The organism is Pseudomonas sp. UBA5706 (genome assembly GCF_002419965.1).
GTDB lineage: Bacteria > Pseudomonadota > Gammaproteobacteria > Pseudomonadales > Pseudomonadaceae > Aquipseudomonas.
Map to the genome: position 1 here is coordinate 353,091 of NZ_DIHC01000043.1, position 13,756 is coordinate 366,846.

General features: G+C 59.6%; 15 protein-coding genes. 9 read left to right on the forward strand and 6 right to left on the reverse strand.

Going from position 1 to position 13,756, the window contains the following annotated elements:
* Positions 1-6 precede the first annotated feature (6 nt).
* Positions 7-324 (reverse strand): cell division protein ZapA, encoded by a 318-nt coding sequence (locus B3I26_RS22430; protein ID WP_296260895.1) that lies wholly within the window; start codon positions 322-324, stop codon positions 7-9.
* Positions 321-530: a TIGR02449 family protein gene (locus tag B3I26_RS22435; protein WP_296260963.1), complete on the reverse strand. Its 210-nt coding sequence runs from the start codon at positions 528-530 to the stop codon at positions 321-323. The genes B3I26_RS22430 and B3I26_RS22435 overlap by 4 nt, the downstream gene beginning before the upstream one ends.
* A 151-nt stretch (positions 531-681) precedes the next feature.
* Between B3I26_RS22435 and B3I26_RS22440 the strand changes: the two genes are divergently transcribed.
* The 8 genes from B3I26_RS22440 to gcvH all read left to right on the forward strand — a co-directional run bounded on the left by B3I26_RS22440 (position 682) and on the right by gcvH (position 9,788).
* Complete coding sequence (locus tag B3I26_RS22440) at positions 682-1,233, forward strand: YecA family protein (RefSeq protein WP_296260897.1); 552 nt, start codon at positions 682-684, stop codon at positions 1,231-1,233.
* Positions 1,234-1,313: 80 nt separating this feature from the next.
* Positions 1,314-2,648 carry a Xaa-Pro aminopeptidase gene (gene pepP, locus B3I26_RS22445; protein ID WP_296260965.1) on the forward strand — a complete coding sequence of 445 codons (1,335 nt, stop codon included), beginning with the start codon at positions 1,314-1,316 and terminating at the stop codon, positions 2,646-2,648.
* Positions 2,645-3,832 carry a 2-octaprenyl-6-methoxyphenyl hydroxylase gene (ubiH, locus tag B3I26_RS22450; RefSeq protein WP_296260899.1) on the forward strand — a complete coding sequence of 396 codons (1,188 nt, stop codon included), beginning with the start codon at positions 2,645-2,647 and terminating at the stop codon, positions 3,830-3,832. The genes pepP and ubiH overlap by 4 nt, the downstream gene beginning before the upstream one ends.
* 49 nt (positions 3,833-3,881) lie before the next feature.
* Positions 3,882-5,102: a 2-octaprenyl-3-methyl-6-methoxy-1,4-benzoquinol hydroxylase gene (locus B3I26_RS22455; RefSeq protein ID WP_296260902.1), complete on the forward strand. Its 1,221-nt coding sequence runs from the start codon at positions 3,882-3,884 to the stop codon at positions 5,100-5,102.
* A gap of 236 nt (positions 5,103-5,338) precedes the next feature.
* Positions 5,339-6,340, forward strand: a complete 1,002-nt coding sequence (locus B3I26_RS22460; protein WP_296260903.1) for an extracellular solute-binding protein — start codon at positions 5,339-5,341, stop codon at positions 6,338-6,340.
* Positions 6,341-6,481: 141 nt separating this feature from the next.
* The gene (locus tag B3I26_RS22465) at positions 6,482-8,098 is read left to right on the forward strand and encodes an ABC transporter permease (protein ID WP_296260905.1); all 1,617 of its coding nucleotides are present in this window, start codon (positions 6,482-6,484) and stop codon (positions 8,096-8,098) included.
* A 155-nt stretch (positions 8,099-8,253) separates the two neighbouring features.
* On the forward strand, positions 8,254-9,336 hold the full coding sequence (gcvT, locus tag B3I26_RS22470; RefSeq protein ID WP_296260906.1) for a glycine cleavage system aminomethyltransferase GcvT: 1,083 nt from the start codon (positions 8,254-8,256) through the stop codon (positions 9,334-9,336).
* A gap of 68 nt (positions 9,337-9,404) precedes the next feature.
* Positions 9,405-9,788, forward strand: a complete 384-nt coding sequence (gcvH, locus tag B3I26_RS22475; RefSeq protein WP_296260907.1) for a glycine cleavage system protein GcvH — start codon at positions 9,405-9,407, stop codon at positions 9,786-9,788.
* 107 nt (positions 9,789-9,895) lie between these two features.
* On the opposite strand, the gene B3I26_RS22480 is transcribed toward gcvH, so the two are convergent.
* The 4 genes from B3I26_RS22480 to B3I26_RS22495 all read right to left on the reverse strand — a co-directional run bounded on the left by B3I26_RS22480 (position 9,896) and on the right by B3I26_RS22495 (position 12,826).
* Positions 9,896-10,213 carry a DUF2388 domain-containing protein gene (locus B3I26_RS22480; protein ID WP_296260908.1) on the reverse strand — a complete coding sequence of 106 codons (318 nt, stop codon included), beginning with the start codon at positions 10,211-10,213 and terminating at the stop codon, positions 9,896-9,898.
* Positions 10,214-10,361: 148 nt separating this feature from the next.
* Positions 10,362-10,811: an NfeD family protein gene (locus B3I26_RS22485; protein WP_296260909.1), complete on the reverse strand. Its 450-nt coding sequence runs from the start codon at positions 10,809-10,811 to the stop codon at positions 10,362-10,364.
* Between the two features lie 3 nt (positions 10,812-10,814).
* Positions 10,815-11,768, reverse strand: coding sequence for an SPFH domain-containing protein (locus tag B3I26_RS22490; protein WP_296260910.1), 954 nt, complete (start codon positions 11,766-11,768; stop codon positions 10,815-10,817).
* A 149-nt stretch (positions 11,769-11,917) separates the two neighbouring features.
* Positions 11,918-12,826: a LysR family transcriptional regulator gene (locus tag B3I26_RS22495; protein ID WP_296260911.1), complete on the reverse strand. Its 909-nt coding sequence runs from the start codon at positions 12,824-12,826 to the stop codon at positions 11,918-11,920.
* A gap of 159 nt (positions 12,827-12,985) precedes the next feature.
* Here B3I26_RS22495 and B3I26_RS22500 point away from each other — a divergent pair, with 159 nt between their 5' ends.
* Positions 12,986-13,756, forward strand: coding sequence for a glucose 1-dehydrogenase (locus B3I26_RS22500; RefSeq protein WP_296260912.1), 771 nt, complete (start codon positions 12,986-12,988; stop codon positions 13,754-13,756).

Genomic DNA, 13,756 nt, shown 5'->3' on the forward strand with positions numbered 1-13,756 from the left:
GAACAATCAGCCTTGTGCTTTAGGCTCATCCATGGCAAGGGCCAGGTCGACGCGGTCGAGAAGATCGCGCACCTGCTCGCGCGTTGACCCGTTGCCCGGGGCTTCAGGCAATTCCTGTTTATGCAAAAGATCATGGGTAATGTTCAGCGCTGCCATCACCGCGATTCGATCGGCGCCGATGACTTTGCCGCTGCTGCGGATCTCGCGCATCTTGCCGTCCAGGTAACGCGCGGCACTGACCAGATTGGTGCGTTCCTCCTGCGGACAGATGATGGAATACTCTTTGTCGAGGATTTGCACGGTGATGCTGTTGCCATTACTCATGAGTCTTGCTCCAGGGCCTTGAGGCGCGAAATCATGGACTCGACCTTTTGCCGGGCGATTTCGTTTTTTTCAATGAGGTGAGCGCGTTCCTCGCGCCAGGTTTTTTCCTGAGCTAATAGGAGTCCATTTTGAGTTTTTAGTTGCTCGACACGATTGATCAATAACTCCAGTCGAGCCATCAGCGCTTGCAGATCGTTGTCTTCCATCGTTTCCCACTGACTTGTTTTCTGATGAGTGGTGCAGGTGCTGGCCTCAGGAACTGCCTCTGATATCGCCTGGATAGCTTGGGCGCGTCTGCCGGTGCTACGATACAAGGCCTTCATTCTAGACATTGCGCCGCTTGGCGCCTAGTTACCCATGCCCAATCAGAACTCCCCGTACAACGCATTCGCCACCCTGCTCAGCAGCAGCGGCCATCCTGTCTCACCTGCCGAACTGCAGGGCCTGTTGCTGGGCCGCAGTTGCGCAGGCGCGGGCTTCTCCGCCGATGACTGGATTGCCGATGCTCTCCTGCTGCTGGAAACAGAGCCCGAGGCCAACGTCCGTCAGGCCCTGATCGGCTTGCAGGAGATGGTGAAAAACGAACTCACCGGCGACGACATGACCGTCGTGTTGCTGTTGCCCAGTGACGATGAACCGCTGGTGGCCCGTACGGCCGCAATGGGTCAGTGGTGCCAGGGTTTCCTCAACGGGTTTGCTCGGGTCGGTGGCCAGTCGCTAAGCGAAGACGCCAGGGACGTGCTGCAGGACCTCGCCGCCATCGCGCAGATTCAAGACACCCTGGAAGAATCCGAAGACGGCGAGAGCGATTACATGGAAGTCATGGAATACCTGCGCGTCGCACCGCTGTTGCTGTTCACCGAGTTCAACAAGAAAGCGGCACCTGAAGCGAAACCGTCGTTGCACTGATCACCATCGTTGGCGTCCGGTCATCGCTGCCTGCGTGCGTTGATGACCGGCGCCGACCCGGAGGAGGACTGCACTTGCCCATGATCCATATCCCGAAAGCCGAATACGCCCGCCGTCGCAAAGCCTTGATGGAGCAGATGGAACCCAACAGCATCGCCATCCTGCCGGCAGCCGCTGTGGCCATTCGAAATCGTGATGTCGAGCATGTGTACCGTCAGGACAGCGATTTTCAGTACCTGAGCGGCTTTCCCGAGCCTGAGGCCGTGATCGTACTGATTCCTGGCCGTGAATATGGCGAGTACGTGCTGTTCTGCCGCGAGCGCAATGCAGAGCGCGAGCTTTGGGATGGCCTGCGCGCCGGGCAGGATGGTGCAATCCGTCATTTCGGCGCTGACGATGCGTTCCCTATCACCGATATCGACGACATCCTTCCGGGCCTGATCGAAGGCCGCGATCGGGTGTACTCGTCGATGGGCAGCAACCCCGAGTTCGACCGGCACGTCATGGACTGGATCAATGTGATTCGTTCCAAGGCGCATCTGGGCGCGCAGCCGCCCAAAGAGTTCGTTGCGCTGGATCATCTGCTGCATGACATGCGCCTGTATAAATCAGCGGCAGAAGTGAAGGTGATGCGCGAAGCAGCGCAGATTTCAGCGCGCGCTCACGTGCGGGCAATGCAGGCCAGTCGGGCCGGATTGTACGAATTCAGTCTGGAAGCGGAGCTTGATTATGAGTTCCGCAAGGGCGGGGCGAAGATGCCTGCCTACGGCTCTATCGTCGCCTCGGGACGCAACACGTGCATCCTTCATTATCAGCAAAACGACGCGCCGTTGAAGGACGGTGATCTGGTGTTGATCGATGCCGGTTGCGAGATCGACTGCTATGCCAGCGACATCACGCGTACGTTTCCGGTCAGCGGCACGTTCTCGACGGAGCAAAAGGCGATCTACGAGTTGGTGCTCAAGTCCCAGGAAGCGGCATTCGCTGCGATCAAGCCGGGCAATCACTGGAATCAGGCCCATGAGGCCACGGTGCAGGTGATCACAGCGGGTCTGGTGGAACTGGGCCTGTTGCAGGGCAATGTCGCTGAACTGATTGCCACCGAGGCTTACAAAGCTTTTTACATGCACCGTGCCGGACATTGGCTGGGCATGGATGTCCACGACGTCGGCGAGTACAAGGTTGGCGGAGAGTGGCGAGTGCTCGAGGTCGGCATGGTGCTGACCGTCGAGCCCGGGATTTATGTATCGCCGGACAATCAGAACGTCGCCAGGAAATGGCGCGGAATCGGTGTGCGAATCGAGGACGATGTCGTGGTGACCAAAAAAGGCTGTGAAATTCTTACGAGTGACGTGCCCAAATCCGTCGCCGAAATCGAGGGCCTGATGGCTGCCGCACGAACTCAAGCCGCATGAGCCGCTTCAATCTGGCAATCGTGGGCGGCGGGCTGGTCGGGGCGAGTCTGGCGTTGGCGTTGCAGGCCGGGGCTAAGGCGCGTGGCTGGAAGATCGTCCTGATCGAACCCTTTGCGCCAGGCGATACCTGGCAGCCGAGTTACGACGCGCGTTCCTCTGCACTTTCCTTTGGGGCGCGGCAGATCTACGAACGTCTGGGGCTGTGGGAGCAGATCAGTCGTCGTGCCGAGCCGATTCAGGAAATTCATGTATCAGACAAGGGCCGCTTCGGTGCCGTGCGGTTATCGGCGACACAGGAAGGCGTGCCGGCCTTGGGCTATGTGGCGGAGAACGCATGGCTTGGCCAATGCCTGTGGCAAGGATTGGATAAGGATGTGATCAACTGGCGCGTGCCAGCGCAAGTGAAGCAGATGCAGGCGCTGCCTGATGGATATCGCCTGACCTTGAACGACGAAACCCAGCTGGACTGCGATCTGGCGGTGCTCGCCGACGGTGGGCGCTCGAGTTTGCGCGAACAATTGGGCATTGGCGTGCGTACCACGCCGTACGATCAAAGTGCATTAATCGCCAACATTACCCCAAGTGATGCCCACGGCGGCCAAGCTTTCGAACGCTTCACCGAACACGGTCCGATGGCGCTGTTGCCGCTGCCGGAAAACCGTTGTGCGCTGGTGTGGACCCGCAAGGCTGACGAGGTCAACCGCCTGCAGGCATTGGATGAGCGCAGCTTTCTCAACGAATTGCAGGGTGTCTTCGGTTACCGCCTTGGCACCTTGAAACAGGTCGGTGCGCGACATGTCTACCCGTTGTCGCTGATCCAGGCTGAGGAGCAGGTGCGCTCGCATCTGGTTGTGCTGGGTAATGCGGCGCACAGCCTGCACCCGATTGCCGGCCAGGGTTTCAATCTCTCATTGCGTGATGCGGTGGCGTTGGCTGAAGCCTTGCTCGCCAGTGAAGCGTTGGCGGGGGATCTGGCGACCTTGCAGGTTTACCGCGATCGCCAGTATCTGGACCAGAAACTGACCGTGGGCTTTTCCGATCAGGTCACGCGCCTGTTTGGCAGCCAGCAACCGGTGATCGCTGCGGGCCGCAATCTCGGTTTGCTGGGCCTTGATCTGCTGCCAACGGCCAAGAGTTGGTTCGCCCGTCAGGCCATGGGGCTGGGAACGCGAGCAGATGTCTAACCCCTTCCTTCATCTGTGGCCGATGCCACACGCGAGAACGATTTAAAGCATGGAAACGCGCGCAGATCTGCTGATTGTCGGGGCTGGAATGGTCGGTAGCGCACTCGCGCTGGCGCTGCAAAACAGCGGGCTGGATATTCTTGTAGTCGACGGCAGCCCGCTAAGCGTCAAACCGTTCGATCGAACCGCAGCGTTCGAGCCACGTGTCAGTGCCCTCTCGACTGCCAGTCAGCGCATTCTCGAGCGCTTGAATGTGTGGGAAGGCATCGTTGCGCGACGCGTCTGCCCCTATGGCGACATGCATGTGTGGGATGGCAGCGGCACGGGCAAGGTGCATTTTTCTGCTTCCAGCGTGCATGCCGAGGTGCTAGGCCACATCGTCGAAAATCGCGTGGTTCAGGATGCCTTGATCGAGCGTTTGCACGACACGGATATTGGCCTGCTGGCCAATGCCCGGCTTGAGCAGATGCGCCATTCCGGCGATGACTGGCTGCTGACGCTGTCCGATGGCCGCACATTGCGCGCGCCATTGGTGGTCGCCGCTGACGGCGCCAATTCCACGGTTCGACGCATGACCGGCACGGCTACCCGCGAGTGGGATTACATGCACAACGCCATCGTTGCCAGCGTGCGCACGACCCAATCTCACGGCAAGACGGCGTGGCAGCGTTTTACCGACGTAGGTCCGCTGGCGTTTTTGCCTCTCCAGCGGGACGGGGAACATTGGTGTTCGATCGTCTGGTCGGTGACGCCTGCCGAGTCCGAGCGTCTGATGAAGCTGGAGGATGAGGCGTTTTGCCGCGAGCTTGAGAAAGCCTTCGAAGGGCGCCTGGGCCAGGTAATGTGCGCCGACCCTCGTGTGTGTGTGCCGCTGCGTCAGCGTCACGCCAAGCGCTATGTTGCCGACGGCCTGGCGCTGATCGGCGATGCGGCGCACACCATTCACCCGTTAGCGGGGCAGGGGGTGAACTTAGGCTTTCTGGACGCGGCGGTTTTGGCCGAAGTACTGCTTGGCGCAATCGAGCGCGGCGAGCGTCTCGCCGACCCGAGAGTCCTAAGCCGCTATGAACGGCGCCGCATGCCGCACAACCTGACATTGATGGCGGCAATGGAAGGCTTCGAACGCCTGTTCCAGGCCGATCCATTGCCACTGCGCTGGTTACGCAATACCGGATTGAAAATGGTCGATCAATCGGCCGAGGCCAAGGCACTGTTCGTGCGTCAGGCACTCGGGCTGACCGGCGATCTGCCGGCGTTGGCGCGGCGTTGATGACCTGTCGGCCGTTGGCAGCATAGGAACACCTGTAGCACACGGCTTGCCAGCAAGGCCTCTAAGACCTCCATCGCCAAACAAGCCCTGCTGCTACACGCTTATGCATCCATGCCTGGACTTCGTGTCCGGCCGCACTACTGCAACATCTGGTAACGGCTCAATCCAGGCTTCGGTTGAGATGCCAGATGCGATTCACTACCATTTCGCCTCTTTTTCCTAGACGAGATATCAGCATGCAGGCGAGCAAGCGTCTTCTGGCTGCCCTGACATTGACCCTGCTCGGCGGCACCGCCCAGGCCGCTGATGAAGTGGTGGTGTATTCCTCCCGGATCGACGAGCTGATCAAACCGGTGTTCGATGCCTACACCGCCCAGACCGGCGTCAAGGTAAAGTTCATCACCGACAAGGAAGCGCCGCTGATGCAGCGCATCAAGGCCGAAGGGCAGAACGCTACCGCTGACCTGCTGCTTACCGTTGACGCCGGCAACCTTTGGCAAGCGGAAAGGATGGGCATCCTTCAGCCGTTCATCTCGCCGGTGATCGACCAGAACATCCCTGCGCAATACCGCTCCTCGACCCACAGCTGGACCGGGCTGAGCCTGCGCGCGCGGACCGTCGCGTATTCGACCGACCGGGTCAAACCCGAAGAGCTGACGACCTACGAGGCATTGGCTGATAAACAGTGGGAAGGGCGCCTGTGTCTGCGCACGGCGAAGAAGGTCTACAACCAGTCACTGACCGCCACGCTGATCGAAACCCATGGTGCCGAGGCGTCGGAGAAGATCCTCAAAGGCTGGGTCAACAACCTGTCCACCGACGTGTTCTCCGATGACATCGCAGTGCTTGAAGCGATCAATGCCGGACAATGCGACGTGGGTATCGTCAACACCTATTACTACGGACGTTTACACAAGCAAAACCCTGCACTTGCCGTGCGCCTGTTCTGGCCGAACCAGTCGGATCGCGGCGTCCACGTGAATCTGTCGGGGATCGGCCTGACCCAATACGCGCCCCACGCTGAGGCTGCCAAGGCGCTGGTGGAGTGGATGACGGGGCCGCAAGCGCAGGCGATCTTCTCCGGCACCAATCAGGAATTTCCGGCCAACCCAAGCGTCGCGCCGTCCGAGGAAGTCGCCAGTTGGGGTGAGTTCAAGGCCGACACCCTTCCCGTTGAAGTTGCCGGACGCCGTCAAGCCGAGGCGATTCGCATGATGGATCGCGTCGGCTGGAATTAATTAGCAGAGACATCGGCGGCGATATGGCTTGCTGGCGGCGGCGTCTTCGAAATCGACGCCGCCAGCCCGCCGAACTGCTGCAGGGAATGAGCGCCGGCGCTGTCCTGATAAGGCAAACGACACCTGAGATCGAGTAACCCCTTGGCCCATCAAACCCAGCGCCGCTGGTATCCCCTGGTTTTCGCCATCGCCGCATTGGTGCTCTTGCCGCTGAGCGTCCTGCTGCTTTCCTGGCAGACTATCGACCATGAAATCTGGTCCCACCTCTGGGAAACGCAGATGCCTCGCCTGCTGGGTAACACCTTCACACTGGTGATTGGCGTGGGTGCCGGCGTGACGCTGCTAGGCGTGAGTCTGGCGTGGCTCACGGCGTTATGTGAGTTCCCCGGTCGGCGCTGGCTGGACTGGGCGCTGATGCTGCCATTCGCGATCCCGGCCTATGTGCTGGCATTCGTCTTCGTCGGCCTGCTCGATTTTGCGGGGCCCGTGCAAACGCTGATGCGCGAGTGGTTTGGTTCAGGCATCCGTTTTCCCCGCGTACGCTCGACGGGCGGAGTCATCATCGTTCTGGTGCTGGTGTTTTATCCCTACGTTTACCTGCTCGCACGCACGGCCTTTCTCGCGCAGGGCAAGGGCCTGATGGAAGCCGCTCGGATTCTCGGGCAGACGCCCTGGCAAGCGTTCTGGCGTGTCGCGTTACCGATGGCCAGGCCGGCAATTGGTGCGGGCGTCGCACTGGCCTTGATGGAAACCCTGGCCGACTTCGGCGCTGTCGCCGTTTTCAACTTCGATACCTTCACCATGGCGATCTACAAGACCTGGTATGGCTTTTTCAGTCTGTCGAGCGCGGCCCAATTGGCGAGCCTGCTGCTGTTGGCCGTGATGCTTGTGCTGTACGGCGAGCACCGTGCCAGGGGCGCCGCTTGCGCGAGCAACGAGCGTCCCCGGGCAAAGGCCCTCTACCACCTGCGGGGGTTCAAAGCGTTTGCGGCCAGTTGCTGGTGCGCGTTGGTATTTGCATCGGCATTCGTGGTCCCACTGCTGCAACTGATCGTCTGGGTTTGGCAGCGCGGGCGGTTCGATCTGGATGAGCGCTACACCGGGCTTATTCTGCACACTTTATATTTGGGCGGCATCGCGGCGTTGGCCACGGTCAGCGTGGCGATGATGCTGGTGTTTGCCCGTCGTCTGGTGCCTACTCGCGCCATCCGTTCGGGAGTCAGCCTGGCCAATATCGGCTATGCGCTGCCCGGTTCGGTGCTGGCGGTGTCGATCATGCTGGCGTTCAGTTACCTGGATCGTGAACTGGTGGTGCCGCTTTCCGGCTGGCTTGGCGGCGCAGGCAAACCACTATTGCTGGGGAGCCTTGCCGCGCTGGTGCTGGCTTATCTCATACGCTTCATCGCCGTGGCGTATGGACCGTTGGAGAACAGCCTGTCGCGAATTCGTCCGTCTTTGCCCGAAGCCGCCCGTAGCCTGGGTGTCAGCGGACCGCGTTTGTTTTTCAGGATTTATCTGCCATTGCTGATCCCCGGAACCCTGAGCGCGGCGTTGCTGGTGTTCGTCGATGTGCTAAAGGAGATGCCCGCCACCCTGCTGATGCGGCCATTTGGCTGGGATACGCTGGCTGTGCGCATCTTCGAAATGACCAGCGAAGGCGAGTGGGCGCGAGCTGCCCTACCGGCATTAACGCTGGTGATGGTCGGTTTACTACCGGTAATTGGCCTGATCAGACGCTCGGCTAGACCCATTGGCTAGGTGCGGGGTCACAACCTTGCGGCTACAATGCGCCGCAATCGACACGGTCCGTCAGACAATTCTGCAAATTACCAAAGGTTTCAGACCCCAAATGACGGGGGATTTGGGGTTGTTTTGATTGATCGCGTCTTCGCCACGCCCGGAAGGAGACACCCATGGGACAGCGCACGCCCCTCTTTGACCTGCACATCGCGCTCGGCGCGAAGCTGGTCGATTTTGGTGGTTGGGATATGCCGTTACACTACGGATCACAAGTGGAAGAACACCATCAGGTGCGCCGCGATTGTGGGATTTTCGACGTGTCGCACATGCATGTGCTCGACATTTCAGGCAACCAGGCCAAACCTTGGTTGCAATATCTGCTGGCGAACGATGTCGGCAGGCTGCAGCAAACCGGGCGTGCGCTGTACAGCGCGATGCTCGACACCCGCGGCGGGATTGTCGACGACATGATCGTCTATCTCACCGACGAGGGTTATCGACTGGTGGTCAACGCGTCCACCGGTGCCAAGGACCTGACTTGGATGAATGCCCATGTCGCTGACTTCGATGTGCAGGTGACCCACCGCGCCGAGCTGGCTATGCTAGCCATTCAAGGGCCCCACGCCCGACAGAAAATCGCCGAACTTGTTACCCAGCCCCGCGCCGAACTTATTCACACCCTGCGCCCCTTCGAAGGCCAGCAGGAAGGCGAATGGTTCATTGCACGAACCGGCTATACCGGGGAAGACGGGCTGGAAATCATCCTGCCGAGCGATCAGGCCTGTAGCTTTTTCAACGACATGGTAGGCGCAGGTATCTCGCCGATTGGTCTGGGTGCACGCGATACGCTGCGCCTGGAAGCGGGTATGAACCTGTTCGGACAGGAAATCGACGAGCAGGTCTCGCCGCTGGTCTCCAACATGGGCTGGACCATTGCATGGGCACCGCCAGAGCGCGACTTTATCGGTCGTGCTGCGCTGGAGGCCGAGCGCGCGCAAGGCCTTGCTTCCAAGCTCGTAGGGCTTGTCCTTGAAGAGCGCGGTGTTTTGCGTGCGCATCAGGTCGTCCGAATAGCGGAAGTTGGCGAAGGAGAGATCACCAGTGGTAGTTTCTCTCCTACGCTGAGCAAGTCGATTGCGCTGGCACGCGTTCCTATGGCGACTGCCGACCGCGCTGAAGTTGAAATCCGCGGCAAGTGGTATCCGGTCCGAGTGGTCCAGCCGACGTTCGTTCGTCACGGCAAAGCCCTGATTTAACCCTTGTTATCAAAGACAATCCCTGGCGGGTTTTCCGCTGACCTGATGATGTAGAGAGGATAAAAATTATGAGCGCCATTCCCGCCGAGCTGCGTTTTGCCGAAAGTCACGAGTGGGCGAAACAAGAGGGTGATCTGATCGTTGTCGGTATTTCCAATCACGCGCAGGAAGCGCTGGGTGATGTGGTTTTCGTCGAGCTGCCGGAGATCGGCAAGGTGTTCGCGGCCGGTGATGCAGCGGGCGTGGTCGAGTCGGTAAAGGCCGCTTCTGACATCTACTCCCCGGTTTCCGGTGAAGTGGTCGAAGTCAACGAAGCGCTGAGCGGGGAACCCGAAGCACTGAACAATGCGCCTTACAGCGCGTGGATCTTCAAGATCAAGGCAAGTAACGCTGAGGGCGATCTGGCGAAGCTGCTGGATGCTGCAGGCTACAAAGCTGCGATTGGCGAGTGATAGGCTGACACGCCGCTTGTAGCGGCGCGCTTATCCGCGATGGCGATTGTCCTGTCACCCACGCGGTGTCAGGCCCAACGCCATTGCAGGTAAGCGCTTTTACAGTCTTACTGCTCGGCAACCAGGTTTTTTGCCAGAATCGCGTTGGCCAGATCCATATCCGAGGCATTCAAACCTGGGTTGTCCTGGCGAACCTGATTCATTGCCGCTTCCAGGTACGGGCCACGAATGGCGCCATTGCTGGCGACGAAGCTACCTGCATCATCCTGAGCGGCGACGATCAGCTTGTGATGGCGGAAGGTGAGATAGGTCGAGCCCGTGGTTGCACCGGACGAAAGCACGTCGTGCAGGAAGCCGTCAGCCATTGCTGAACCGACCGGCAGGGAAAGCAGGGCTAACGTGGCTACAGCAAGTTTTAGACGCATGGCGGGGTACTCCGACGTTGGTTGTTCTGAAACGATTTGATACGCCCGCTGTTGATGTAGTTCCGTATCCCTGTCAAACCCATGAGCATCGCTGCTGGCCCGCTGCACTGCTACAGCGTCCGCTACGCCTAAAAGCACTTACATAGGGCTAATCGACCGCCTCAACCCTCAAGATCGCTCCATCCTGCGCGATCACTCGCACCTGGTCGCCTGCGGGAGTATCGGGCCCAACGACCATCCACACCCCATCACCTACCTTGATCTTGCCACGACCGCTGACAATGGCGTCTTGCACGACAAACGTCTTGCCGATCAACTCCGAGCCGCGCATGTTAAGCCCCGGCTGGTCTGACTTGCGCAGCACGGCGCGCTGGCGTCGCCACCAATACAACGCCGTCAGCACCGACAGCACGGCAAATAGCAGAAACTGCAGTTCCCAGCTCATCGTCGGAAGGATATACGTGAGAATACCGACGCCCGCCGCCGCCACGCCGATCCACAGCAGATAACCGCCTGCGCCGAAAACTTCAAGGATCAACAGCACGGTACCGAGCCCCAGCCAGTCCCAGAACGATAGGTCTTGCAGGTAATGCCACATGGTTTAGATTCGCCTGCCGGTTTCGGATCTGCTCTTGTCGGCTGTCCCCTTGTCGAACGTCGCCTTGACGATCTCGCCGATGCCGCCGATGGCACCAATCATCTGGCTGGCTTCCAGTGGCATGAGGATGACCTTGCTGTTATTGGCCGCGGACAACTTGCCGAGCGCGTCGATATACTTTTGCGCGACGAAATAGTTGATGGCATGCACATCACCGGCAGCGATGGCTTCGGACACTACCTGCGTCGCGCGAGCCTCGGCTTCAGCCTGACGCTCACGAGCTTCGGATTCCAGAAACGCGGCTTGCCGCTCGCCTTCGGCTTCAAGAATCTGCGCTTGCTTCTTGCCTTCGGCCGTGAGAATGGCCGAGGCACGCAGGCCTTCGGCTTCAAGGATCTGGGCGCGTTTGATCCGCTCGGCTTTCATCTGTCCCGACATGGCGGCCATCAGGTCGGCGGGCGGGCTGATGTCCTTGATCTCGATGCGCGTGATCTTGATGCCCCAAGGCGCCGTAGCCTCATCGACGATGCGCAGCAGGCGTTCGTTGATGCCATCGCGTTGGCTGAGCATGGCGTCCAGCTCCATGGAGCCGAGCACCGTGCGGATGTTGGTCTGCAGCAGATTGCGAATCGCGTGCTGCAGGTTGTTCACCTCATACGCCGCCTGGGCGCAGTTAACTACCTGATAGAAGCAGACCGCATCGATCTGCACAGTAGCGTTATCGGAGGTGATGACTTCCTGGGGCGGGATATCCAGCACCGTTTCCATCATGTTGATCTTGTGCCCAATGCGGTCTACCACGGGGACGATGATGTTCAGCCCTGGCTTGAGGGTGTTGGTGTAGCGCCCGAAGCGTTCAACTGTCCATTGATAACCCTGAGGCACGACCTTGAAGCCCATGAACACGATGGCGATAGCCAACGCGACGAACAATAAAACCACACTGCCGATCTGCATAACCTGTCCCTGTTGTTAGCGATTAATGAGCACGTAAGTCGGGAAGAGTACGGTCACGCAATCCCTTCTGCGAATATTTCTTGTATCGAAAGCATGCCGCGCACCCGCGCCTGCGTCGGTCGGTGTGTCACCGCTGGCAAGCTGTGCTGCTACACGGCATCGATATTGGCTGGGTCATCGTTAAAGAATAGCTCGCGCATGAGATTGAAGACGGTGGTCTTCACTGCCGTATCCAGCGAGGTCCAGGCCAGACCCGTGAGGGCGCGATAATCACCCAGATATAACGGGCGCGACACTACGTCTGGCGGCAGCGCGCGGCCCGCGTGGTCAGGCAGCAGGCCGATGCCCAGACCCGCCGAAACCAACGCCAGCATGGTGGTGAACTCGCCCAGCTCATCGGCCACTTCAAGCTTGCCACCCTGATCGGCAATAGCCCTTAGCAAGCCGTCATGAAACCCCGCAGCGTAACGTCGGGCAAGCATCAGCACGGGCAGATGCGCCAAGGCCTTCACCTCGATGAATGTTTGCACGGTCAAGGGGTGATCAACGGGCAGCGCGACAATGATCGATTCTTGCAGCACGACCTGCGTCTGAACCCCGGAGTGGGGCGCTGGCAGCCGCATCAGGCCAAAGTCCAGTTGGCCGCTTTTAAGGGCATGCACCTGATCCGGCCCCGGCATGTCCTTGAGCACTAGCGCGATACCGGGATAGCGTTGGTGCGCCTGTCGAATCAAAGACGGCAGCACATCCGGCAGCACCGATGACACAAACCCCAGTCGTATCCGGCCGCTTTCACCGCGGCCCAATCCACGCGCGACATCAGCCGAGTGCTGAGCTTGATGCAACGTCGCCCGAGCTTCATCGAGAAACAACCGACCCACTTCTGTGAGCGTTACTGAGTGACGATTGCGATCAAGCAGGCGAACCCCCAGCCACGCTTCGAGCGCCTTGATCTGCATGCTAAGGGCGGGCTGCACGATAGCAAGGCGCTGCGCCGCGCGGCCAAAGTGCAACTCTTCAGCCAACGTTACAAAAGCCCTCAAGTGTTTGAGCTCCATCTACGCTCCGCTGGTTATCAGATTTTGTGATCAGCACATCAGCAATCACCATTGGACTCGTGCCATGTCAGCGATGAGCATTGGTTATACGAGTGACGAGCCTTCGAGCCGTTCATCACCAAGAATGATGCAGCACAGAACGAGCACGAGGAATACCACATGGCTGTCCTGGAAAGCTTCCGTCTCGACGGAAGAATCGCGCTGATTACGGGCTCAAGCGCTGGTATCGGCTTGGCTATCGCACGTGGGCTGGCCGAGGCGGGCGCCCGGGTCATACTTAACGGACGCAACGTCGACACGTTGCAGTTGGCGGCTGCGGCGTTGGTCGGGGAGGGGCATGACGTCCATACCCAAGCCTTTGACGTGACAGACAGCACGGCGGTGAGCGGGGCGGTCCAGGACATCGAAAACCGCGTCGGCCCGCTGGACATTCTGGTCAACAATGCGGGGATTCAGCGCCGCGGACCGCTGGCCGAGTTCACTGAGGCGAACTGGCACGAGCTGATGCGCACCAATCTGGACAGCGCATTCTTCGTCGGTCAGGCCGTAGCACGTTGCATGATCCCTCGAGGTCGTGGACGCATCATCAATATTTGTTCGGTACAGAGCGAATTGGGCCGACCCAACATTGCCCCCTACGCCGCAAGCAAGGGCGCGCTCAAGATGCTGACCAAAGGCATGGCGATCGACTGGGGACCGCATGGCCTGAACGTTAACGGCATCGGGCCGGGCTACTTCAAGACCGAGCTGAATGCGGCGTTGGTCGCCAATCCTGAATTCAGCGACTGGCTGGTGCATCGCACACCGAGTCGTCGCTGGGGTGAAGTCTCTGAGCTGGCCGGGGCCGCTGTGTTCCTGGCGTCCGATGCCGCAAGTTTCGTTAACGGCCACATCCTTTACGTCGACGGCGCCATCACGGCATCTTTGTAA